Genomic DNA, 21,060 nt, shown 5'->3' on the forward strand with positions numbered 1-21,060 from the left:
CCGGGTGCCTGTGAAGTCACTACATACCTCTAGGTAACTTGGCCGGTTCTTGGCCGGTTCAAGTCGATCGCGTGACGGTCACCCGCGAGCAGCAGGGCGCCGAGCGTGGCGTGCTCCGGCGCATGCCGGCTCCGCGTCGCGGTCTTCGCTACGCCGCAGTCGGCTGCTGCATCGTCGAGCAGTGGATGCCTCCGCCGCCGCCCATCAGGCGGTCCACGTCGAGCTGGACCACGGCGCGGCCGGGGAACGCGGCGGCCAGCGCCTGCCGCGCTCCCGCGTCCTTGGCCCGGTCCCCGAACTGTGCGGTGATCACCGCGCCGTTGACGAGGTGGAAGTTCAGGTACGAGTCGACGAAGTCGGGGTGGTCGGAGCGCAGTGTCTGCGGGCCGTCGACCCTGATGACCCGGAGCCGGCGGCCCTTCGCGTCGGTGGCGGCGGACAGGAGGGCGAGCTGTTCGCGGGCGTCCCGCGCCCAGATGTCGGTGCGCTCGGCGGGCGGTACCTGCACCATCACCACTCCGGGCCGGACGAATCGGGAGGTGACGTCGATGTGGTCGTCGGTGATGTCCTCGCCCTTGATCCCGGGGACCCAGATCATCCGGTCCGCGCCGTAGGCACTGAGCACCCGGGCCTCGACCTGCGCCCGGCTCAGGCCCGGGTTGCGGTTCTCGTTGACCAGGCTGCTCTCGGTGGCGAGGAGCGTGCCGTCGCCGTCGGTCTCCACCGCGCCGCCCTCGCCGACGAATCCGGCGGCGGTGAACGGCATCGACTCGTACGCGGCGAGCCGCCGGGCCACCTCGGCGTCCTTGCGGTGGGTCTGCTTACCGCCCCAGCCGTTGAAGCCAAGGCCGATCGCATCCGCCCTCCCGGCGCCATCACGCCGGAAGACGGCGCACGTGTCGCGCATCCAGAGGTCGTCGACGGGGACGGAGGAGATGACGGTGACGGTCGAACCGCAGCGGGCCCGGGCGACGGCGGCGGCGCGCCGGTCCGCTGCGCACATCACCACCGGCTCGTAGCGGGCGACGGTGCGGGCGATGAGGGTGATGTCCTGCTGGACCCCGTCCAGGGCGGGCCCCCAGACGGCGCGGCTGGACGGCCAGGACATCCAGGTCCGCACGTGTGGCACGTCGTCGGCCGGCACGCTCATCCGACGGGTGGCCGCCCCGGCCGACGGCGCCGTGAGCGTCCCGAAGGCCAGGCCGGCGGCGCCGGCGCCCGCCGAGCGCAGCACCGTTCTGCGGCTGGGGTTCATGTGAGTCTCCAGAGTGAAAGCGACGGACCTTGCGCCACCAGCACTGTGACACTGACTGAAATTTCAGTCAAGATGCTCGCCCGGCGGGGCCGCCGGGCGAGGAGCCTTCACGGCTTCACCGTCCGCGGGGGGTTCCAGCGGAGGTGAGGCCACCGCGCACTGGGTCCGGCACTGTGAAGGGGGCGATCCCGGCGCGGGATTCCGTACGGCCACCCAGGCGACGGCGGCGCCGACCGCGAGCACCCCCGCACACCAGGGCATGGCTCGACCGAAGGCGACGTCGAACTGCGAGGGCGAGCGGTACGCTTCCGGCCCCATCCCGGCCAGCAGCGGCAGCGCGGCCACCGCCAGCAGCCCGGCCGCCCGCGCCGCGGTGTTGTTGATACCGCTCGCCAGCCCCGCCCGGCCCGGGTCCACCGAGGCCAAAACGGTCGAGGTCAGCGGAGCCACCAGGGTCACCATGCCCGTGCCCAGCACCAGCAGCCCGGGCAGCACGTCCCGGACGTACGAGGATCCCGGCCCGACCCGCATCATCAGCAGCATCCCGGCCGCGCACATCAGCGGTCCCACCGTCAGCGGGATCCGCGGCCCGATCCGCTCCCCGAGCGCCCCGGACCGCGCCGACAGCAGGAGCATGAGCACGGTCGTCGGCAACAGGGCGGCGCCGGCGGCCAGAGCCGAGTACCCGGCCACCACCTGGAGCTGGAGCACGACGAGGAAGAAGAACCCGCCGAAGGCGGCGTACACGCACACGGTGACCAGATTGACGGCGGTGAACTGCCGCGAGGCGAAGACGGCCGGCGGCACCATCGGATCCGCCCGTTTCCGCTCGACGTACACGAACACACAGCTCAGCAGCGCCCCGCCCGCCGCGGCGCCCGCCACCAGCGCGGTCGCGGACCCGGCCTCGATCAGCGCGTAGGTCAGCAGCGCCAGCGCCGCCGCGCCCAGCACCGCGCCCGCCACGTCGAACCGCCCGTGCGCCTGCGGATCCCGCGACTCCGGTACGTGGCGCAACGCCACCGGGACGCACAGCGCCGCGACCGGCACGTTCAGCAGGAAGACCCAGCGCCAGCCGGGCCCGTCCACCAGCCAGCCGCCGACGAACGGCCCCACGGCCGCCCCCACCCCGCCCAGGCCCGACCACAGACCCACGGCCCGGGCCCGGTCCCCGGGCCGGATCGAGCCCTGGATCAGCGCGAGGGAACCGGGCGTCAGCAGCGCCCCGCCGACCCCTTGCAGAGCCCGGGCCGCCACCAGTACCGCGGCGTTCGGCGCGAAGCCGCACAGGAGCGAGCCCACCGCGAACCACACCACGCCCAGCACGAAGATCCGGCGCCGCCCGAAGCGGTCGCCGAGCGCCCCGCCGACCAGGAGCAGCCCGGCGAGGGTCAGCAGATAGGCGTTGACCGTCCACTGGAGCACCGCGAGATCGGCGCCGAATTCCCGCCCGATGCGGGGGAGCGCCACATTGACCACCGTCGAGTCCAGCAGCGCCATGCCCGAGCCGAGCACCGTGGTCAGCAGGATCCACCGGCCGCGCGCGGAAGCGAGCGGAACGCCGGGCGCGGGTGCGGTCATGCCTTCAGGCTGGCCCGCCCGGCACGGAAGGGCCACCCGGCGCGGCCGCGGCGGCGCGCGGAGAGCGATCCGGCCCCGCGCCCGGTCCCGCCCCTCGCGAACGGGCGGGACCAGGGCGCGGTGACCCGCCCGGCATTCGGGTGGCCGGGCGGGGGCTTCCCCGCGAGGTACCCGGACGGGCGCGGTGGCCGTCGTTAGCGTGGGGAACCATGACGTCACAGAGCGCCCCGGCAGACCCGACCGGCCAGGTCTGCGTGGGCGTGGCCCGCCCGGGCGACCGGATCCGGGCCCTCCTGGACAGCGCCGGCCCCGGGCTCGTGTGGGCCGTCGGCGGACCCGAATGCGTCGATGCGGGATCGGACACGGCGGATCCCGAGGGCGACGGGATCGACGGGATCGACGGGATCGACGGGACTGCCGGGATCGACGGGATCGACGGGATCGACGGGACTGCCGGGACTGCCGGGCCTGCCGGAACTGATGAAATCGATGGGACCGCAGGGATCGACGTGAGTGGGCTCACCGCCGTCCTGGCCGTCTGGCCCGCCATCGGGAGCCTCGTCGACGAGGGCACGCTCCTCCTGCACACACCGCTCGCCGCCTACGGCGACCCGGCGGCCGGCGACACCCCCGGCGGGACCACCGCCCATCATCTGCTCACGCACGCCGAGGGAACGGCCGCCCTCATCCGGCTCGCCGAGCACCTCTCCGGCAGCCCCCTCGCCGAGTTCGCCGCCGCCCGGATCTGGCGCCCCCTCGGCATGACCCGTACCCGGTTCGCCGACGGCACCCTCCGCGCGCCCCTCGCCGACCTCGTCCGCTTCCTGCGCCACCTCCTGGCTCCGGCGGAACCGGGCCGAGCGGTGGGCATCAGCCCCGCCTGGACCGCCGAGTCCCTCCGCATCCGCACCGGGGAACTCACCCCGCCCCGCGGCCTCCTCTGGCACCCGGCTCCCCACGACGTCTGGGCGCACCACGCCCCGGCCGACGGCGCTCCGGCCGTGTGGGTATCGCCCCGCCACCGCCGCTGGGCGGTCCTCCTCCCGGGCTCCGCGGCGACCGGCCCCGCCGTGCCGCTCCGCACCGCCTTCCGGGAGGCTGCCTTCGCCTCAACTCCCCTGTCCTGAGCGCTGAACCGCCGGACTCGCCCGGGACGCGGGCCTCACCACGCTCGTGCGCTGCTCTGCGGGCTACAACCGGTCGGGGCTCGTCGCCGCCCAGCGCCTCGTCGAGCGCGGCATGGCGCCGGACGAAGCCATCGCGCTCATCCGGCGCCGCCGCTCTCCCCGGGTCCCGCACAACGAGGTCTTCGCCTCCTGCCTCGCGACCGGTCTGGACGCCCCGGCACCGGTGGCGGAGCGTGACCCCCTCCCGTAGCGCTCGGAGCGCGGAGCTCCCACGAGCGACGTACGGTGATCCCGATGTCACCGACCGTTGATTTCCGGCTCTGCGGAGGTACACGGATGCGTACGGTCCAGGGAGCCGGTCCTGCCGCGCCGCCGGCTGTCCGATCCGGTGTGCTTCGGCCGACCCGCCGCCCTCGGCACCGCTGTCGGCGGCCGGCCCTCAGGCCGTGAGCCCGACCCGCCGCTGACGGCGCGCCGGCATCCCGCCCGCTCGCTCCTGCCCCCTGCGCCGCCCACCTGCCCGCCTGTCCCACGCCCCCTGCCGACACCACGCGAGGAGGACCCCCCATGTCGGACACCGCGCCCGCGTCCACCGCCCCGGACGTCGACCTCCTCGACGCCCTGGGCCGCGAGCTCGCCGCAGCCGCCGACGCGGTCGGCGAGGCCGCCCACTACGCCTCCGGACTGGCCCTCGGCGCCCGCTTGCCCGCGGCCGCCCTCGCCCGGGGAGGCCGCCCCCGGCGCGCGTGGCGCACGTTGCTGCGCACCCTCACCGACCCGGCGGGTCTCGGCTGGGCCTCCCGTGGCCGGGGCATGGCCGGGGCCGGGCGGATCGCCGGGATTCTGGCCCGCCGGGAGAGTCTGGCGATCAGCATCGCCGTTTGCGGTCTCAAGGCCCGGCTCCGGGCGACGTGCGCGGGCCGGCCCGAACTCCTGGAGGATCCCGGATCGGCGGCTGTCCTCCAGGCCGTCGAGGAGGAGCGGCAGTCCGAAGCCGCCCGCCTGTTCCGGGAGATCATGCGCGATCGGGGCGCGGAGCAGGCCTTCTCCCTGCTGGCGCCGTCCTTCGCCGACATCCTCGCCTGGAAGGCGCTGACCGACGGGAACCCCTTCAACGACCACGCCGGCTGGCAGGTCGCCACCGGCCGGGCCGTGACCGCCGAACCGCTCCTCGGGCTCGGCGCCGCCTTCTGGTCCTTCTTCGACCGCGGCCCCGGCCGGTCCAAGGCCCCCGCGGAGTTCCCTGCCGATTCCCCTGCCTTCCCGGGCCGGATCACCGCAGGCCAACGACTCTTTCGCTGCTTCGACCGCCGAGGACACCGCCCATGACCGACACCACCCGCACCCGCACGCGGAAGTGCGAACTTCCGCAGCTGCGCCCGCATCAGCCGGCCCAGGCCGAGGGCTTGCGCACCCACGAAGCCGCCCTGCGCCGGCACGCCGGACGGCTGCGCGCGAGCGCCGCCGCGTTGGAGTGGCCGGGTCCCCGGGGCGCCGCCCTCCGTGCCGAGATCTCCCTGCTCGCCGACCGCTGCGCCACCGCGGCGAACGGCTTCGCCCTGGCCGCCGCGCAGCTCGACGAAGTGTGACGTCCTCGCTGACCCCGCAGCGGTAGCAGCAGCGGCAGCAGCCGTCGCCGTCGGGAAGTCGGCTGCTCCGCCGCTCTACGAGGTGGGCCCGGTGGTCACAGGACGAGTGACAGCAGCAGGACGAAGCCCAGGCCGACCACCGAGATGACGGTCTCCATCACCGACCAGGTCTTCAGGGTCTGGCCGACGGTCATCCCGAAGTACTCCTTGACGAGCCAGAATCCGGCGTCGTTGACGTGACTGAAGAAGAGCGAGCCCGCCCCGATCGCGAGGACCAGCAGCGACGTCTCGGTGGTCGACATGCCGGTGGCGAGCGGGGCCACCAGACCCGCTGCCGAGATCGTCGCCACCGTCGCCGAGCCCGTCGCCAGGCGGATGGCCACGGCGATCAGCCAGGCCAGCAGCAGGGTCGGGATGGCCCAGTCCTTCGACAGTTCCAGGATCATCCGGCCGACGCCCGCGTCGATCAGCGTCTGCTTGAAGCCGCCGCCCGCGCCCACGATCAGCAGGATGCCGGCGATCGGACCCAGGGACTTCTCCACCGTGGTCGACAGCCGCGCCTTGGTGAAGCCGGCCGCCCTGCCGAGGGTGAACATGCCTACCAGGACGGCCGCGAGCAGCGCGACCAGCGGGGAGCCCGCGACGTCGGTGACGCGCTGCACCGCGTTGGCCGGGTCGTTGACGACGATGTCGACCAGCGCCTTCATCAGCATCAAGACCACCGGCAGCAGCACGGTGAAGACCGTCGCACCGAACCGGGGGCGGTGCTCCAGCTCCACCGAAGGCCGCTGCGGCACCATGTGCTCGGGCGGCCGGATGTCCACCCAGCGTGCCGCGTACCGGGCGAACAGCGGTCCGGAGATGATCACCGTCGGGATGGCCACGAGCACACCGAGGGCGAGGGTGACGCCCAGGTTGGCGTGGAGCGCGTCGATGGCGACGAGGGGGCCGGGGTGCGGCGGGATCAGCCCGTGCATCACGGACAGGCCGGCCAGTGCCGGAATCCCGATCCGCATCAGGGAGTAGTTGCCCCGCTTGGCCACCATCAGGACCACCGGGATCAGCAGCACGATGCCGACCTCGAAGAAGAGCGGCAGACCGATCACGGAGGCGATCAGCACCATCGCCCACGGCATGGCCCGGCCCTTGGCCCGGGCGAGGATCGTGTCCACGATCTCGTCCGCGCCGCCCGAGTCCGCCAGCAGCTTTCCGAGGATCGCGCCGAGCGCGATCAGTACGCCCACTCCCGCGACCGTCGAGCCGAGGCCGGCGGTGAAGCTGGCGAGGGTCTTGGCCGGTGGGGCGCCCGCGAACGTGCCGAGGGCGATCGAGCCGAGCGTCAGGGCGAGAAAGGCGTGCAGCTTGAGCCGGGTGATGAGCAGGACGATGACGGCGATGCCCGCGATGACGGCGATACCCAGCTGGGTGTTGCCGGCCGACGTGATCGGCTCGACGGCGGCCGCTGCCAGTGTCTCCACGCTGAGACTGGTCACGGTGACGGTTTCCTCAGTTCTCGGGTGTGCGGAGCCGACGCAGGGCGGCCAGCGCCCGTTCGGTGATCTCTTCCGGGGTTCCGGACACGTCGACGACGACGCCCAGCTCGTCCTCCTGGAGCGGCTCCAGCGTGGCGAACTGCGAATCCAGCAGCGTGGCGGGCATGAAGTGGCCCTTGCGGGCCGCCATGCGCTCCTGGATCAGCGGGCGTTCACCGGTGAGGTGAACGAAGACCGCACGGGGTGCGGCGGCGCGCAGCCGGTCGCGATAGGCGTGCTTGAGCGACGAGGCCGCGATCACCCCGCCGCAGAGCCCCGCCCGGTTGCGGATCCATTCGCCGACGGCGTCCAGCCACGGCCATCGGTCCGCGTCGTCCAGTGGGGTGCCGGCGGACATCTTGGCGACGTTGGCCGCGGGGTGGAACGCGTCGCCCTCCGCGTACGGCACGCCGAGCGCCTCCGCAAGCAGCCGGCCCACGGTCGTCTTGCCCGTACCGGCCACGCCCATCACCACAATGACGCGCTGGGTGCTCACGCCGTACCTCGCTGTCCTCGTCGACATCGGTTCGTGCGGACCCCACTGAAGCGCATTAAGTAGTACTTACTCAAGGGTATGGCGGAAAACATCACATCTTTTGTTGCTGAAGGCGTCACCGTACGCTTACGCCCATGACCACCGAAGGCAGTCCTGGACCGGGGCTCCACTCCCACGTACTGGACACCCTCGGGCTGGCGATCACGGCGGGGGAGTATCCGCCGGGCAGTGTCCTGCGCACCGACGAGATCGCCGAGCGCTTCGGGGCCTCCCGCACCGTGGTGCGCGAAGTCGTCCGCGTGCTGGAGTCCATGTACCTGGTGGAGTCCCGCCGCCGGGTCGGCGTCACCGTGCGTCCCACCGAAGAGTGGAACGTCTACGACCCCCGAGTCATCCGCTGGCGCCTGGCCGGCACCGACCGCCCCCGCCAGCTGCGCTCCCTCACCGTGCTGCGCTCGGCGATCGAGCCGGTCGCCGCCGGACTCGCAGCGGCCCAGGCCACCCCCGAGCAGTGCGCCGAACTCACCGAGGCGGCCCTCGGCATGGTCCGCACCTCGCGCGGCCACCAACTGGAGGGCTACCTGCGCCACGACATCGCCTTCCACCGCGTCGTGCTCAACGCCTCCGGCAACGAGATGTTCGCCCGGCTCGGGGATGTCGTCGCCGAGGTCCTGACCGGCCGCACCCAGCACGCGGTGATGTTCGACGACCCCGACCCGGCCGCCGTCACCCTCCACGTCCAAGTGGCCGAGGCCGTACGGGAGGGCGACGCGGCCCGCGCGGAAGCGCTCACCCGGCAGATCGCGGTGGGCGCCCTGGAGGAGCTCGACGTCCTCGCGCCGTAACGGCACGCCGATCATCGGGCGGGCTACCGGATAATGATCCAGCAGTCAGAACCGCCATAGCTGCCACAACCGCCATAGCGGTCACAGCAGTCACACCTGTGGAACAGTCAAGACGCCGAGGACACCCGGGTGTCCGGCAGAGATGGAGCCCCGATGGACGTGCAGCACTTCGAGCGGATCACCGCGTTCATCGAAGCGCGGCTCACCCCGCTGTTCGACGCCGAGACGGGCAGCGAGTACGGCTTCGGGATGGACGACACCTCGCGCGCGCTGCGCGCACTGCGCAATGCCGTCCTGGAGGCTTCCGCCGTCAAGGGGCTCATCGAGCAGCGGGCCACGGCCGAGCCGGCCACGCGCCGCGTCATCGACCAGTCGGTGGAGCACCACTGGGACGTGCTCCGTGGCATCGCCCGCCAGTGGGAGGACCACGCCGACTTCCGCCGCGAGTTCAAGCGCCACGCGTGGGAGCTCGACGAGGCGCCGGCCGCCGCGGGGGCCTGAACCCACGCGGCCGCGCGAAGGCCTCTCACCTCGCCGCGCACGGCAGGGCGACGGGCATGACCAGCGTCGTGAAGCTGCCCTGGTCGGCGGAGCGCACCAGCGCCGGCTGAGTCACCGCGGAGATCTCCAGCAGGACGTCGGGGCCGACGCTCGCCTCCAGGGCCGGGGCCAGCACCGCCGGGTCGAAGCCGATCCGCACCGGCTCGGCCTGCGCCCGTACGGCGCTCAGCGCGGCGTCGCCCACCAGCAACCGGTCCGGGCCCAGTTCCACGGCGACGGCGGCGGTGTCCCCGCAGGCGTCGAGGGCCGCGAGCAGCGCGGCGCGGTCCACGATCACCCGCTGACCGGGTGCGGCCAGGGCGGCGAGCATGTCCCGGTACGCGGGGTACTCGCCGGTGGTCACCGCCACCGTGCGGGAGCCGCCCGGGTGCCGGACGGTGAGCGGGGTCCCGGCGGGTCCCGCCACCAGCGTGACCTCGGCGGCCCGAGCCGCCCACGCCCCGAGCCCGACCAGGGCGTCGGCGTCGATCAGCAGCCGGCCCGCCGGACCGCTCACGGCGGCGGGCCGCAGTGTGCGCAGCGCGAACCGGTAGCGGTCGGTGGCGGCGAACCGGGCCTCGTCCTCTTCGAACTCCACGAGTACGCAGCCGAGTGCGGGGTGTGCGGGATCCTGTCCGGCGGCCGGTGCCACCTGCCTGACCGCACTCGCCAGTTCCGCCCCGCCGAGGGTGACTTCGGTGACGGCCGGGCCTCCGGGCAGGGTACTGAGCACCGCCCCGAGGGCCGCGTCGGAGGCCCGCCCGCGTTCCCGGGCGGCCGCCCGGTGTCCCTCCAGCACTTCCCGCGCCCGCTGCGCGCGCCCGTCGAGTACGGCGACCACGTCCGCCAGCCCCAGCCCCGCTTCGCGCAGGCCGCGCAGGAGCGTGGCGCGGGGCTCCTGGCCGGGGGTGTAGTAGCGGTAGCCGGTGGCGCCGTCCACATGTGCGGGCAGGAGCACGCGGCAGTCGTCGTAGAAGCGCAGGGCGCTCGGCGCCATCCCGACCCGTCGGGCGAAGGCGCTGATGCTCATCAGTTCTGGTGTGCCGTCCATGACCGTGATGGTCGCCTTTCATCCCGCTTGAAGGTCAACCGGCCGTGGGACGGCCCGCCGTCTTTGACGGGCGGGGGTTCAGCCGGCCGTCGTGCGCGGCTTGGTCTGCTGGACCGCCCAGCCGTTGCCGTCCGGGTCCGAGAAGTAGACGAAGGAACCCCAGGGCATGTCCTGGATCTCGGTCACCTCGATGCCGCGGCCCCTGAGATCGGCGTACGCCTCCTCGATGTCGCTGACGACGACCTGCATGTTGTCCAGCGACCCCGGGGTCATCCGGGTGAGTCCCCTGCCGAGGGCGATCGAGCAGGCGGACCCCGGCGGGGTCAGCTGCACGAAGCGGATGTCCTCGCTCACGGTCACGTCGTGGTCGGCGACGAAGCCGATGCGTTCGTAGAAGGCCTTGGCCCGGTCGACGTCGCTGACGGGAACGGCGACCAGCTCCAGTTTGATGTCCATCGAAAGCTCCAGGATCGGTAGCGGCCAAGGGGCCTGGCGGCGGGCATGGCAGCGGGCCATCGAGGTGACCGAGGGCCCGGCCGCCATCATGCTCCGGACGCCGCCGCCGCGCCGCCCGAAACGGCGTCGGCGGACCCGTCCAACGCCGCGTCCGCCGTCGCGAACTGGGTGCGGTACAGCTCCTCGTACCGCCCGCCCGCGGCCAGCAGCTCGGCATGCCTGCCGCGTTCCACGATCCGGCCGTCCTCGACCACCAGGATCAGATCCGCCGCCTGTACGGTCGACAGCCGGTGCGCGATCACCACCGCGGTCCGGCCCGCCAGAGCCTCCCCCAGGGCTTCCTGGACCGCCGCCTCGGAGGTGGAGTCCAGGTGGGCGGTGGCCTCGTCGAGGATGACCACCCGCTGCCGGGCCAGCAGCAGCCGTGCGATGGTCAGCCGCTGCCGCTCCCCGCCCGACAGCCGGTAGCCGCGCTCTCCGACCACCGTGTCCAGGCCGTCCGGCAGTGAGGCGACGAGCCCGTCCAGGCGCGAGCGGCGCAGGGCCTCCCAGATCTCCTCCTCCGTCGCCTCCGGCCGGGCCAGCAGCAGGTTGGCCCGTACCGACTCGTGGAAGAGGTGCCCGTCCTGGGTGACCATGCCGAGCGTCTCGCGGATCGAGTCGGTGGTGAGGTCCCGTACGTCCACCCCGCCGAGCCGGACCGCGCCCGCGTCGGCGTCGTACAGCCGCGGCAGCAGCTGCGCGATGGTCGACTTGCCGGCGCCGGAGGAGCCGACCAGGGCGATCATCTGACCGGGTTCGGCACGGAAGGACACCTCGTGGAGCACCTGCGTGCCGCCCCGCGCGTCAAGGGTGGCGACCTCCTCCAGCGAGGCGAGCGAGACCTTGTCGGGGGAGGGGTAGCCGAAGGAGACCCGGTCGAATTCGACGGCCACCGGCCCCTCCGGGACCCGGCGGGCATCCGGCTTCTGGGCGATGAGCGGCTTCAGGTCGAGGACCTCGAAGACCCGCTCGAAGCTCACCATGGCGCTCATCACCTCGACGCGGGCGCCGGCGAGCGCGGTGAGCGGCGCGTACAGCCGGGTCAGGAGCAGGGCCAGGGCGACGACGGAACCGGCGTCCAGGCTCCCGCGCAGCGCGTAGTACCCGCCGAGCCCGTAGACGAGCGCGAGCGCCAGGGCGGAGACCAGGGTGAGGGCGGTGATGAAGGCCGACTGGGCCATCGCCGTACGGATCCCGATGTCCCGCACCCGCGCCGCCCGGGCCGCGAACTCGGCGGACTCGTCGGAAGGCCGTCCGAAGAGCTTGACCAGGGTCGCCCCCGGGGCCGAGAACCGCTCGGTCATCTGGGTGCCCATCGCGGCGTTCAGCGTGGAGGCCTCGCGCTGCATCGCCGCCATCCGCGCTCCCATGCGGCGGGCCGGCAGCACGAACACCGGCAGCAGGACCAGCGCCAGCAGGGTGATCTGCCAGGAGATGCTCAGCATCACGACGAGGGTCAGCAGCAGTGTCACGGTGTTGGAGACGACCCCGGAGAGAGTGTTGCTGAAGGCCCGCTGGGCGCCGATCACATCGTTGTTGAGGCGGCTGACCAGCGCCCCGGTCCGGGTCCGGGTGAAGAAGGCGACCGGCATCCGCTGCACGTGGTCGAAGACCGCCGTCCGCAGATCCAGGATCAACCCTTCGCCGAGGGTGGCGGAGAGCCTGCGGGTCAGCAGGCCCAGGCCCGCTTCGGCGACCGCGATCAGCGCGATGAGGAGGGCGAGCCGGGTGACCGTGCCTGTCTCCCGGCCGTCGACGATCGTGTCGACGACCCGGCTGGCCAGTACCGGGGTGGCCACCGCGAGCAGCGCGGTCACCACGCTGAGCAGGAGGAACAGTGTCAGCCCGCGGCGGTGTGGGCCGGCAAAGGCGGCGATGCGGCGCAGGCTCGCCCGCGAGAGGGGCCGACGGTCCTGTTGCGCGGTGATCGTGCTGTGCAGCGATGTCCACGCGGTGACTTCCATATCCATGGTCCGTACGCTAGGACCTCAACCGAACTTGAGGTCAAGGAATCGGCCCGGGACCGCCCACAGGTGTCACCAACTGCCTTTCATAGGAACGGCGTTCGGGCATCCTCCTGTGTCGGTGTCGGTGTCGGTGCCCGGTGGCATCATCGGGACATGAGGCAGGGATCCGAGCCCATCCGCTCAGGCCGGCCTGCCGCCCACAACGCCGACGCCGACGCCGCCGACACCATCCTGCACCGCTTCGAGCAGTGGGCCCGGGACACGCCCGACGCCCACGCCGTCATCGCCGGCCCCGACAGCCTCACCCGGCGGGCCGTCACGTCCTCGGCGCGGATCCGCAGTTCTTCCCGGCACGCGGCGAGGTACCGCGCGTCGTACCCCTAGTGGGCCTTCGACCGCATCATCAGCCCGGTCAGGGCCCGTGCCTCCGCGGGCCCGCGCGGCTCTGACCTCTACCATTTCCCTGGCCTCCCCATGGTCCGCCGCGAGGCCGTGCGATAGATTCGGCCTCCCCACGGCACATACTTTCCCAACCACGCGGAGACAGGCTTCTCAATGAGCGACATCATCAACGGACTTGGCCGCACCAGCGCCTACGGCGCCCTCGGCCTGGTGCTGCTGATCCTCGGCATCGTCCTCGTGGACGTGCTGACGCCCGGGAAGCTCCCGAAGCAGATCTGGGAGGAGCGCAACCGCAATGCCTCCCTCTTCCTCAGCTCCGCGCTCCTCGGCATCGGCGGCATCGTCTTCACCTCGATCTGGACGACGTACGAAGACTTCGGCAAGGGCCTGCTCTCCACCGCGGCCTTCGGGGTGCTCGGCCTGATCCTGATGGCCATCGCCTTCCTCGTGCTCGATGTGGTCACGCCCGGCAAGCTCGGCGCCATAGTGGTCGATCCGGAGCCCCACCCGGCGGTCTGGGTCTCGGCCGCCTGCAACCTCGCCGTGGCCGCCATCGTCGCGGCCTCGATCGCCTGACGCGAGCACGGCGGAGAGCGCCGCTTCCCCCGGGGGAGCGGCGCTCTCGGCGTATCGCCCCCCCGGGCTACGCCAGGCCGAGCGCGAACACCGCGAACCCCGCCGCCAGCAGCCCCGCCACGGTGCGGCGGACCGCCGTCGCCTGGTGCCACGGCTCCTCGAACCGCCGTGCGTACCGGGCGATGCCCACCAGCAGCGCCGCGAACACCGGCATCCACGCCAGCCGCGCCGCGATCCAGCCCAGGCTGTCCGGCGCCGTCGTCAGCCCCGCCAGCTCACCCGCGAACGAACCGGGAACGGCCGCCGCCAGCATGGCCGTCTGGTGCCAGCACAGGATCGTCATCGCGCAGAGGTTGACCAGGACCACCGGAGCCCACAGGGCAGGGCGGGCCAGCAGCTTCGCGAGCCGGTCGCGCAGCAGCATGGCCGCGCCCGACTGCGCCGCGGCCAGGGCCAGTACGAGCAGCGACGGCGGATGCGAGTTGGTCCGCACCTCGCCCGGCACGCCGACCATCGACGCCGGGTAGTGGAAGACCAGCAGCAGCGCCGCGAACAGCACGGTCCCGCCGGCCAGCAGCAGCCGGGCCCCGCGCCGGCCGATCCGCCGCTCACCCCAGTCCACGCCGAGCTGGTACGCGAACAGCCAGCCCGGCAGGATGTTCACCAGCGACAGCCAGGACGGTACGGAGTCGGCGAGCGGCCCGTAGCGCAGGAAGTCGACCACGGCGACCGAGCCGAGCAGGGGAGCCGCCGCCCATCCGCCGAAGCGGCGCCCCACCCGCACGCAGTACGGAGTCAGCGCGGTGACCGCCACGTACACCCCGACGAACCACAGCGGCTGGATCACCAGCGTCGCCCCCGTTCGCAGCGTCGCCTCCGGCACCCCCGCCGCGTACAGCACCGGCGCGGCCAGCGCCCACACCGCGGTGACGCCGAGCACCGGCCGCCCCAGCCGGGCGATCCGGCCCTTCAGCCAGGCACCGGTCGAACCCTTCCGGCGCTGGAAGGAGAGCACCGAGGCGTACCCGCCGACGAGGAAGAAGATGCCCAGCATCTGAAGCACCCAGCTGGCCGGCGCCAGCCCGCCGAGGGCGGACAGCGGGCTGGCGTTGTGGAGACCGCCCTCGGCGTCGAGGGTGAAGCCGCCGAGCATCCAGTGCCCGGCCGGCACGGCCAGCAGCGCGAGGGCGCGCAGTCCGTCGATCGCGCGGTCGCGGTGGGCGGGAGTCTGCCGGTCGATCCGGTCGGCGGCCCTCCTGATCAGGGTCAGGGTGCGCGGTGCGGGCGGCGTGCTCATCGGGAATCTCCCGTCGCAATCGCGGCGAAGGCCGCCAGGGACCCGGTGCCGGGGGCGAAATAGCCGGTGTGGCCCCGCACATCGGCGGCGGGCACCCGGCGGGCGCCGAAGGCGGGGGAGGTGGGGTCGGAGCCGTGGCCTATCCCGGCCACCTCGACATTCGGCACGTCGGCGATCCAGTCGGACGGCCCGCGGGCCGCCCATACGCGGGCGCCCGTGTGCAGCCCGGCGGCGGTGTCCGCGCGCATTCCGGGAGAGCCGAAGACCACGAGATCGGTGGCGTCCGTGTCCCGGGCCGCCAGCCCGCAGACCACCGAGCCGTAACTGTGGCAGAACAGCACCGGGTCGGGTGCGCCGACCGCGTCCAGCCCGGCGGTGAAACGGTGCAGGCGGGTCGCACCCGCCTTCGCGAGCCTCCCGTCGGCGGCGTCCAGGCCGACCCCGACCGGCGTGGTGTATCCGGTCCACGCCACCACCGCCGTGGCCTCGCCCGTCGCCGCGCGCAGCGACCGGGCCATCCCGGCCGGGCCGGTGTTCGGCTTGCGCCGGGCGTCGTAGCTGGTGGCGTCGTTGTCCGAACCCGGCACGATCACCGACACGTACGCGGCGCGCTCCAGGTCGCCGAACACCTCGGCGACCTGGCCCCGCCCGCGCGGGTCGAAGACGAGGATCCGGCGCTCCGGCGCGGCGAGGGAGGCGTACCGCGCCTCACCCGTGGCGGCCGCGGCGATGCGGTTTGCCTCATACCGCAGAGCGAGCGGGGCCCCGTCCAGATTGCCTACCACCAGCGGGTGGCGGCGCAGGAGTTCCCGGCGCGCGGCCTCGTCCAGTCCGGCGAAGAACCGGGCCACCTCGCGCGGCGTCGCCCGTGCCGGATCGGGCAGCGAGTGCCCGGACACCGTGTCGGCCCGCCAGGCGGCGGCGCCCGGCGGCGGGCCGGTGACCGCCCGCTGGCTGTCGCCGGAGGCCCATCCCGCGGTCCCCGCCACGACGGCGACCGCCACCGCGGCCGTGACCAGCGTCCTTCCGAAACGGCGCATGCCCCTTCTCCTCTCCTCGTGACGAGGAGGAAGGTAAGAAGGAGGTACCCGGCCGTACGTCGCACCAGGGAGCCAAGTCGGGTGTCATACCCCGGTAGGGGGTGGAGGAGAGAGGGGGCCGGGGAGAGCGCCGGACGAGCCGGACGCGAGGGGAGGAGAGGGCGGCGAGGGGGGCGAGTGGGGCGAGCGGGGGAAGAGGGGTCGGGAGCGAGCAGCGGTAACCCGGCCTCAGCCCGAGTCGCCGGGCCGCACCAGGCCCGCCTCGTACGCGAAGATCACGGCCTGCGCGCGGTCCCGCAGGTCGAGCTTGGCCAGCACCCGCCCGATGTGCGTCTTCACCGTCTGTTCCGCCAGGACGAGGTGGGCGGCGATCTCCTGGTTCGACAGCCCGCGCGCGACGAGTTCCATCACCTCGGTCTCACGCGGGGTCAGACCGTTCAGCCGCAGCGCCGGATCCTTGCGCGGCGCGGGCCGCCGCTGGACGAAGTCGGCGATCAGCCGCCGGGTCACCGAGGGCGCGAGCAGAGCCTCGCCCGACGCGACGATCCGTACCGCCGCGATCAGGTCGGCCGGCGGCGCGTCCTTCAGCAGGAACCCGGACGCGCCGGCGCGCAGCGCCTCGTATACGTAGTCGTCGATGTCGAAGGTGGTCAGCATCAGCACCTTCGGCCGGTGGACGACACCCGGGGGCGGATCGAGGATCTCGCGGGCCGCCGTCAGTCCGTCCATCTCCGGCATCCGCACGTCCATCAGCACCACATCGGGGTGGGTGGAGCGGGCGACCCGCACGCCCTGTCGCCCGTCGGGCGCCTCTCCCACCACGTCGATGTCGGCCTGCGCCGACAGCAGGGCGGCGAATCCCGCCCGCACCATGGCCTGGTCGTCGACGATGATCACGCGGATGGTCAACTGGCGTCCTCGGTCGGGTCGTTCAAGGGCAGGCGGGCGGCGACCCGGAAGCCGCCGTCGGGAAGGGGACCGGTGTCCAGTGTCCCGCCGGTCAACCGTACGCGCTCCCGCATTCCCACCAGGCCGTGCCCCGTGCCCGAACCCTCCAGTGCCACCACGGCGTCCCGGGCCGGACCGTTGACGACGAGCACCAGCACCTCGTCCTCGTCGACCGTCACCGATACCCGCGTCGGCGCCCCCGGCGCGTGCCGCACCACATTGGCGAGAGCCTCCTGCACGATCCGGTACGCCGACAGGTCCACGGCCGGAGACGCCGCCTGCGCCGCACCCGCGGCCAGCGACAGCTCCACCGGCTGCCCGGCCCGTACGGTCGCCTCCACCAGCTGCTGGAGCCGGCCGATCCCGGGCTGCGGGGCCCGTTCCCCGCCCTCTCCCCCCACTCCGTCGGCTCCGTCGGCTCCGTCACCGCGCAGGACGGTCAGCAGCCGCCGCATCTCGCCCAGCGACTCCCGCGCGCTGGCAGCGATCGCCGCGAACTCCTCCCGTACCGGCTCGTCCATGCCGGGCAGCCGGTACGGAGCGGAATCCGCCTGCACCGTGATCACCGACATGTGGTGGGCCACCACATCGTGCAACTCCCGTGCAATCCGGGCCCGTTCCTCCAAGAGCGTCCGCCGGGCCCGCTCCGCCTCGCTGATGCTCTCCTGCTCCGCGATCCGCTGCTGGGCGTCGCCCAGACCGCGCAACGCGCCCGTCAGCACCAGCATGACCCCGCTCAGCACGAAGAGCAGGGCGGCGGTGTTCATGACGCCGGCCGGCTGGAAGAAGCCCAGCAGCGCCCCGGCCGCGCCGGTCACCAGCCACACCCCGGCCAGGGTCCGGATGGACTCGCGCAGTCCCAGGCAGGCCATCAGCACCAGGTAGCCGACGATGGTCATGGGCGGCCACGGCCACGGATGTCCGGCCACCCCGTCGGCGTGGACCAGCAGCACCGCCCCCAAGGTGTGGGCGAACAGGACCACCACCCAGGCCGCCAGGGGCCGGGTCACCGCGAGCAGCAGCGGCACCGTCTGCGCCACGCCCAGTGCCCCCGCCCAGCCGCCGCCCGCCCGGTAGTCGTTGGTCAGCACCGCGATGGTCACCGGCAGCAGCGTCACCACGACGACCCCGACCACGGCGTAGGGCAGCAGCCGCTGCCAGGCCTTGGGCGCCTGCGCGAACAAGGGCTGAGCCGCCCGCGCGGGCGTGCGCAGCACCACGGCGAGCTGTGCCAGCGCCCCGGGCACGCGGCCGGCGTCGGCAGGGGTACGGGTACGGGTGCGTGGGCGGATCCGGGTGCGCGGACGCGTGCGGGCTTTGTCGCTCATGATCGAACCAGCGTATGCGCGACACCCCGTCAGCGGGGGACGGATAGTCGGCCGGCCGGTCGATCAGGCGCGGCCCCCGATACCGGAGGGCGGGCACTGCGCCGCAACGAGCACGGCGTCACTCGAACGGACGCGCCCAGGTGTCTCTCCCACAGCTCGCCCGGGACGCTGAGGCCTACGACCACTTCCGGCGTTCCGTTCGATGAAGGAGCTTCTCGTGGCCCAGCCCTCGACCCCCGCTTCCCCCGCCGGTACACCTCGCGGAAGTGATCCCTACGACAGCCGAAGCGCCTGGGCAGCGGGCGGCACCATGTTCGCGGCCGTACTCCTCCTGGTGGACGGTCTCCTAGGCGTGATCAAGGGCATCGCCGGGATCTCGGACGACGACGTCTACGCACGCCTGGGCGACTACGTGTTCAAGTTCGACGTCACCGCCTGGGGCTGGATCCACCTCATCCTCGGCATCGTCCTCGCCATCGTCGGCGCCGGCCTCCTCAAGGGTGCGCTCTGGGCGCGAGCGATGGGTGTGGCGCTGGCCGCCTTCAGTATCGTCGTCAACTTCATGTGGCTGCCCTACACGCCGATCTGGGCCATCATCTCGATCGCCATCGGAGTCTTCGTGATCTGGGCCCTGTGCACCGACGGTGACCGCCCCCGCTCGTCCGCTGCCTGACCGCCCGCGGGCGACACCAGCGCGGGCAGACGGAGGTAGCCGGTTCCGGCGAAGCGCTCGCGCAGAGCGTGGGTGAACGCGAGGAGGGAAAGCACCAACCAGCCTTACCCGACCCCCTGCGCGAGCAAGCAATGTCGGCGCATGCGTCTCGGACCCGATGGTCCTCGCAGCCAGACGGTTCCGCCTCCTGGGCTCGGCGCTTGCGCCGGGTCCTTCGGAGCCCCGGGGACGTCACTCCGTCAGCGCAGCCTTCCGGCGCGCCGTGGCCGGCGGACACAGCCGTGTTCGCCGACCACGGCGAAGGCTTCGGACGGCTTCGCCGGCCGGTGCCGCTCCGCTGCTCACAGGCTCCGGACGGAGGAGGCCTGGTCGTTGAAGTGCCCGTTCCAGCCGTTGAGGCTGAGGCGTTCGCCGGGGAACAGGGTGGCGGGCACGCCTTGGTAGGTCCAGTGGGGGTAGACGCGCACGACGTGGTCGGTGTGGTTGTAGATCGAGCTGGTCACGTCGTTGAAGCGGTGGTCCTCGAGATGGGAGATGTCCTCGTCCGTCGCCAGGATGCGGGCATCGGTATTGCCGTTGTAGTCCCAGTTGTCGTAGAGGCACAGGAAGCCCCTCGGGCAGTCCTCGACTCCGTGCCCCTGGAACACCCTGCTGGTCCGCGTCTCCGCGGCGGCCCGCCCGGGTGCCTCCGCCGTACCGGACGCCGACGCGGGCAGGGCACTGACCGCCGTCAGGGCCAGTACCGCGCTCGCGATTCCCATGCGTACCTTCATCTGCCGCTCCTCTTCGCGCAGTCGAGCCCGGCCCGCGCCACGGCACCGGTTTCGACACCGGCGCAGTGGCCCACCGGCCATAACTGAGGGCTTTGCGCACGAGGCTCGCACCAGCGGCCGGCCTCCCGGGCGAGAGAAACGATCATTCGCGGGAGTGTCTCCCCCACACAGGTGAACGGCGGGCAGAAGGAGAAGACGACGCGCCTCCCCGGCTGTGCGACGACGCGGGGCCGGGCCGGGCCGTTCTGCGAAAGGGTGAACCGCGGGCGGCCGGCAGTCCGGGCTCACCGGGCGGCGCCTGCCGAGTGTCCCCTCAGGCGGAGGGGGAAGGTGAGCCCCCCAGGAAGGACAGTCGCACCTGGCGATGGGGGTTGTCCCTGTTGGTGTCGACGAGGGTGATCGACTGCCAGGTCCCCAGGTCCAGGGTTCCGCCGATCACGGGCAGGGTCGCGTGGGGCGGGATGATCGCGGGCAGGACGTGATCGCGCCCGTGGCCGGGGGAACCGTGCCGGTGGCGCCAGCGGTCGTCGGCAGGCAGGAGGGAGTGCAGGGCTGCCAGGAGGTCGTCGTCACTGCCCGCTCCGGTCTCGATGAGGGCGAGGCCGGCCGTCGCGTGGGGTGTGAAGACGTTGAGGAGTCCGTCCCGCCCCTGCGCCACCTCCCGCAGGAACGACGCGCAGACCTCGGTCAAGTCGTGGACGGTCTCTCTGGCCCCGGTCGTCACGTCGACCGTCCGTGAAACGAATGTGTCAGCCATGGCCCCCATCCTCGGGCAAGGACTCCCCGTGGGCGTGGAGCCCTGGCCGAGCCGGCCGACCGTGATTCCCCCGCGCCCTGAACGCCGGGGCGGTGAGCTCATGAGTGCGGCGTGGGTCAGTGGGACGGGACGAAGCCCGTCGATCGGTCGAGGTGGAACGGTGAGCCGGGGCTCTCAGGCGGACGGAGTGACAGGATCACGACGCGCGTACCGCCGGTCGAGCGCCGCGCAGAGGCACAGCAGGAGGAAGACGGCAGCCAGTTGGGCCAGTGCCGAGGTGTACACCCCCACGTTCACGGGAGGTCCTGCTCGACCGTCGCGGCCGGCGCCGAGGGCATCGTCCTGACAGCCATGCGTTGCGGCGCAGGGCGCGCAGATGGCGGTAGCCGATCGTGCAGACGACGATGACCAGCGCGGCCCGGGCACTGATGCGGCGCATGTCGGCGTTCTGCTGGACGCCGAGCTGGGCGATGCCGGCACTGAGCATGCCGCTGCCGAGCGCGTCGAAGGTGACCATCTGTTCGGTGGGCCACTGATGGCGTCGGCCACATCCCGCCGGATGGGACGGGGACTGCCTGTCCGGGTACGGCCGTTGCCGGGCCGCGTCCGAGGATGGTCGGTCCGGGGACCTGAGCGGTATACCGTTCTGTTGGCCCTGAGTCCCGCATGTACCGAAAGGCAGGTGATACCACGATGTGTGGTGAACCTCCCAGTCGTATGCCGCGGGACGCTGCCCGGCCCGGTCCCTGAGCGGGCTGGAAAGCGGTGTCTGCGGCGTGTCTCGC

Annotated in this window: 24 protein-coding genes; 10 read left to right on the forward strand and 14 right to left on the reverse strand. The window is 72.7% G+C overall.

The genetic code is table 11. The annotated features are described in order from the left end of the window. Window positions 1–148: 148 nt before the first annotated feature. Window positions 149–1,255 (reverse strand): agmatine deiminase family protein, encoded by a 1,107-nt coding sequence (locus ABZX75_RS03355; RefSeq protein WP_355407306.1) that lies wholly within the window; start codon window positions 1,253–1,255, stop codon window positions 149–151. Between the two features lie 63 nt (window positions 1,256–1,318). After that, window positions 1,319–2,836 (reverse strand): MFS transporter, encoded by a 1,518-nt coding sequence (locus ABZX75_RS03360; protein ID WP_355407307.1) that lies wholly within the window; start codon window positions 2,834–2,836, stop codon window positions 1,319–1,321. 209 nt (window positions 2,837–3,045) lie between these two features. On the opposite strand from ABZX75_RS03360, the gene ABZX75_RS03365 reads away from it, so the two are divergent. The 4 genes from ABZX75_RS03365 (at window position 3,046) to ABZX75_RS03380 (ending at window position 5,552) form a co-directional block, all read left to right on the forward strand. Then, complete coding sequence (locus ABZX75_RS03365; protein ID WP_355407309.1) at window positions 3,046–3,963, forward strand: hypothetical protein; 918 nt, start codon at window positions 3,046–3,048, stop codon at window positions 3,961–3,963. A 46-nt stretch (window positions 3,964–4,009) separates the two neighbouring features. Further along, a complete protein-coding gene (locus ABZX75_RS03370) occupies window positions 4,010–4,213 on the forward strand; it encodes a hypothetical protein (RefSeq protein ID WP_355407311.1) in 204 nt (67 codons plus the stop codon). 317 nt (window positions 4,214–4,530) lie between these two features. Continuing rightward, on the forward strand, window positions 4,531–5,292 hold the full coding sequence (locus ABZX75_RS03375; protein WP_355407313.1) for a hypothetical protein: 762 nt from the start codon (window positions 4,531–4,533) through the stop codon (window positions 5,290–5,292). Continuing rightward, complete coding sequence (locus ABZX75_RS03380; protein ID WP_355407315.1) at window positions 5,289–5,552, forward strand: hypothetical protein; 264 nt, start codon at window positions 5,289–5,291, stop codon at window positions 5,550–5,552. The genes ABZX75_RS03375 and ABZX75_RS03380 overlap by 4 nt, the downstream gene beginning before the upstream one ends. A 95-nt stretch (window positions 5,553–5,647) precedes the next feature. Here the strand turns inward: ABZX75_RS03380 and ABZX75_RS03385 are convergent, their stop codons facing one another. Next, window positions 5,648–7,045 carry a gluconate:H+ symporter gene (locus ABZX75_RS03385; RefSeq protein ID WP_355407317.1) on the reverse strand — a complete coding sequence of 466 codons (1,398 nt, stop codon included), beginning with the start codon at window positions 7,043–7,045 and terminating at the stop codon, window positions 5,648–5,650. Between the two features lie 13 nt (window positions 7,046–7,058). Continuing rightward, entirely contained in the window at window positions 7,059–7,580 is a 522-nt protein-coding gene (locus ABZX75_RS03390; RefSeq protein ID WP_355407319.1) for a gluconokinase, read from the reverse strand. Window positions 7,581–7,714: 134 nt separating this feature from the next. On the opposite strand from ABZX75_RS03390, the gene ABZX75_RS03395 reads away from it, so the two are divergent. Both ABZX75_RS03395 and ABZX75_RS03400 read left to right on the forward strand, forming a co-directional pair. Then, the gene (locus ABZX75_RS03395) at window positions 7,715–8,425 is read left to right on the forward strand and encodes an FCD domain-containing protein (RefSeq protein ID WP_355407321.1); all 711 of its coding nucleotides are present in this window, start codon (window positions 7,715–7,717) and stop codon (window positions 8,423–8,425) included. A 153-nt stretch (window positions 8,426–8,578) separates the two neighbouring features. Further along, window positions 8,579–8,926 (forward strand): hypothetical protein, encoded by a 348-nt coding sequence (locus ABZX75_RS03400; RefSeq protein ID WP_355407323.1) that lies wholly within the window; start codon window positions 8,579–8,581, stop codon window positions 8,924–8,926. A gap of 25 nt (window positions 8,927–8,951) precedes the next feature. Here the strand turns inward: ABZX75_RS03400 and ABZX75_RS03405 are convergent, their stop codons facing one another. The 3 genes from ABZX75_RS03405 to ABZX75_RS03415 form a co-directional block, all read right to left on the reverse strand. Further along, complete coding sequence (locus ABZX75_RS03405) at window positions 8,952–10,016, reverse strand: MerR family transcriptional regulator (RefSeq protein ID WP_355407325.1); 1,065 nt, start codon at window positions 10,014–10,016, stop codon at window positions 8,952–8,954. A 78-nt stretch (window positions 10,017–10,094) separates the two neighbouring features. After that, window positions 10,095–10,472, reverse strand: a complete 378-nt coding sequence (locus ABZX75_RS03410; RefSeq protein WP_355407327.1) for a VOC family protein — start codon at window positions 10,470–10,472, stop codon at window positions 10,095–10,097. 86 nt (window positions 10,473–10,558) lie between these two features. Further along, window positions 10,559–12,484 carry an ABC transporter ATP-binding protein gene (locus tag ABZX75_RS03415; RefSeq protein WP_355407329.1) on the reverse strand — a complete coding sequence of 642 codons (1,926 nt, stop codon included), beginning with the start codon at window positions 12,482–12,484 and terminating at the stop codon, window positions 10,559–10,561. Between the two features lie 150 nt (window positions 12,485–12,634). Between ABZX75_RS03415 and ABZX75_RS03420 the strand changes: the two genes are divergently transcribed. After that, window positions 12,635–12,865 carry a hypothetical protein gene (locus tag ABZX75_RS03420; RefSeq protein WP_355407331.1) on the forward strand — a complete coding sequence of 77 codons (231 nt, stop codon included), beginning with the start codon at window positions 12,635–12,637 and terminating at the stop codon, window positions 12,863–12,865. Between the two features lie 171 nt (window positions 12,866–13,036). Beyond that, window positions 13,037–13,459, forward strand: a complete 423-nt coding sequence (locus ABZX75_RS03425; protein WP_355407333.1) for a DUF350 domain-containing protein — start codon at window positions 13,037–13,039, stop codon at window positions 13,457–13,459. 67 nt (window positions 13,460–13,526) lie between these two features. Here the strand turns inward: ABZX75_RS03425 and ABZX75_RS03430 are convergent, their stop codons facing one another. From ABZX75_RS03430 to ABZX75_RS03445, 4 genes are all read right to left on the reverse strand, one after another. Next, entirely contained in the window at window positions 13,527–14,756 is a 1,230-nt protein-coding gene (locus tag ABZX75_RS03430; RefSeq protein ID WP_355407335.1) for an acyltransferase, read from the reverse strand. Then, on the reverse strand, window positions 14,753–15,796 hold the full coding sequence (locus ABZX75_RS03435) for an alpha/beta hydrolase (protein WP_355407337.1): 1,044 nt from the start codon (window positions 15,794–15,796) through the stop codon (window positions 14,753–14,755). The genes ABZX75_RS03430 and ABZX75_RS03435 overlap by 4 nt, the downstream gene beginning before the upstream one ends. 228 nt (window positions 15,797–16,024) lie before the next feature. After that, on the reverse strand, window positions 16,025–16,705 hold the full coding sequence (locus ABZX75_RS03440) for a response regulator transcription factor (protein WP_355407339.1): 681 nt from the start codon (window positions 16,703–16,705) through the stop codon (window positions 16,025–16,027). Then, window positions 16,702–18,072 (reverse strand): histidine kinase, encoded by a 1,371-nt coding sequence (locus ABZX75_RS03445; RefSeq protein ID WP_355407341.1) that lies wholly within the window; start codon window positions 18,070–18,072, stop codon window positions 16,702–16,704. Before ABZX75_RS03445 ends, ABZX75_RS03440 begins: the two co-directional genes overlap by 4 nt. 217 nt (window positions 18,073–18,289) lie before the next feature. On the opposite strand from ABZX75_RS03445, the gene ABZX75_RS03450 reads away from it, so the two are divergent. Then, window positions 18,290–18,745 carry a hypothetical protein gene (locus ABZX75_RS03450; protein WP_355407343.1) on the forward strand — a complete coding sequence of 152 codons (456 nt, stop codon included), beginning with the start codon at window positions 18,290–18,292 and terminating at the stop codon, window positions 18,743–18,745. Between the two features lie 341 nt (window positions 18,746–19,086). Here ABZX75_RS03450 and ABZX75_RS03455 read toward each other — a convergent pair whose 3' ends face one another. The 3 genes from ABZX75_RS03455 to ABZX75_RS03465 all read right to left on the reverse strand — a co-directional run bounded on the left by ABZX75_RS03455 (window position 19,087) and on the right by ABZX75_RS03465 (window position 20,572). Further along, entirely contained in the window at window positions 19,087–19,518 is a 432-nt protein-coding gene (locus ABZX75_RS03455; RefSeq protein ID WP_355407345.1) for a peptidase inhibitor family I36 protein, read from the reverse strand. Window positions 19,519–19,831: 313 nt separating this feature from the next. Beyond that, entirely contained in the window at window positions 19,832–20,275 is a 444-nt protein-coding gene (locus ABZX75_RS03460; protein WP_355407347.1) for a YjbQ family protein, read from the reverse strand. Between the two features lie 174 nt (window positions 20,276–20,449). After that, window positions 20,450–20,572: a hypothetical protein gene (locus tag ABZX75_RS03465; protein WP_355407349.1), complete on the reverse strand. Its 123-nt coding sequence runs from the start codon at window positions 20,570–20,572 to the stop codon at window positions 20,450–20,452. 95 nt (window positions 20,573–20,667) lie between these two features. Here ABZX75_RS03465 and ABZX75_RS03470 point away from each other — a divergent pair, with 95 nt between their 5' ends. Then, window positions 20,668–20,811: a hypothetical protein gene (locus ABZX75_RS03470; protein ID WP_355407351.1), complete on the forward strand. Its 144-nt coding sequence runs from the start codon at window positions 20,668–20,670 to the stop codon at window positions 20,809–20,811. Window positions 20,812–21,060 lie beyond the last annotated feature (249 nt).

This window comes from Streptomyces sp. NPDC003038, from assembly GCF_040611115.1.
Lineage (GTDB): Bacteria > Actinomycetota > Actinomycetes > Streptomycetales > Streptomycetaceae > Streptomyces.

Coding starts and splice junctions, on each gene's coding strand:
- ABZX75_RS03355 (WP_355407306.1), bottom strand. CDS start 1,255: ATGAACCCCAGCCGCAGAACGGTGCTGCGCTCGGCGGGCGCCGGCGCC.
- ABZX75_RS03360 (WP_355407307.1), bottom strand. CDS start 2,836: ATGACCGCACCCGCGCCCGGCGTTCCGCTCGCTTCCGCGCGCGGCCGG.
- ABZX75_RS03365 (WP_355407309.1), top strand. CDS start 3,046: ATGACGTCACAGAGCGCCCCGGCAGACCCGACCGGCCAGGTCTGCGTG.
- ABZX75_RS03375 (WP_355407313.1), top strand. CDS start 4,531: ATGTCGGACACCGCGCCCGCGTCCACCGCCCCGGACGTCGACCTCCTC.
- ABZX75_RS03380 (WP_355407315.1), top strand. CDS start 5,289: ATGACCGACACCACCCGCACCCGCACGCGGAAGTGCGAACTTCCGCAG.
- ABZX75_RS03395 (WP_355407321.1), top strand. CDS start 7,715: ATGACCACCGAAGGCAGTCCTGGACCGGGGCTCCACTCCCACGTACTG.
- ABZX75_RS03400 (WP_355407323.1), top strand. CDS start 8,579: ATGGACGTGCAGCACTTCGAGCGGATCACCGCGTTCATCGAAGCGCGG.
- ABZX75_RS03405 (WP_355407325.1), bottom strand. CDS start 10,016: ATGGACGGCACACCAGAACTGATGAGCATCAGCGCCTTCGCCCGACGG.
- ABZX75_RS03410 (WP_355407327.1), bottom strand. CDS start 10,472: ATGGACATCAAACTGGAGCTGGTCGCCGTTCCCGTCAGCGACGTCGAC.
- ABZX75_RS03415 (WP_355407329.1), bottom strand. CDS start 12,484: ATGGATATGGAAGTCACCGCGTGGACATCGCTGCACAGCACGATCACC.
- ABZX75_RS03420 (WP_355407331.1), top strand. CDS start 12,635: ATGAGGCAGGGATCCGAGCCCATCCGCTCAGGCCGGCCTGCCGCCCAC.
- ABZX75_RS03425 (WP_355407333.1), top strand. CDS start 13,037: ATGAGCGACATCATCAACGGACTTGGCCGCACCAGCGCCTACGGCGCC.
- ABZX75_RS03430 (WP_355407335.1), bottom strand. CDS start 14,756: ATGAGCACGCCGCCCGCACCGCGCACCCTGACCCTGATCAGGAGGGCC.
- ABZX75_RS03435 (WP_355407337.1), bottom strand. CDS start 15,796: ATGCGCCGTTTCGGAAGGACGCTGGTCACGGCCGCGGTGGCGGTCGCC.
- ABZX75_RS03445 (WP_355407341.1), bottom strand. CDS start 18,072: ATGAGCGACAAAGCCCGCACGCGTCCGCGCACCCGGATCCGCCCACGC.
- ABZX75_RS03455 (WP_355407345.1), bottom strand. CDS start 19,518: ATGAAGGTACGCATGGGAATCGCGAGCGCGGTACTGGCCCTGACGGCG.
- ABZX75_RS03460 (WP_355407347.1), bottom strand. CDS start 20,275: ATGGCTGACACATTCGTTTCACGGACGGTCGACGTGACGACCGGGGCC.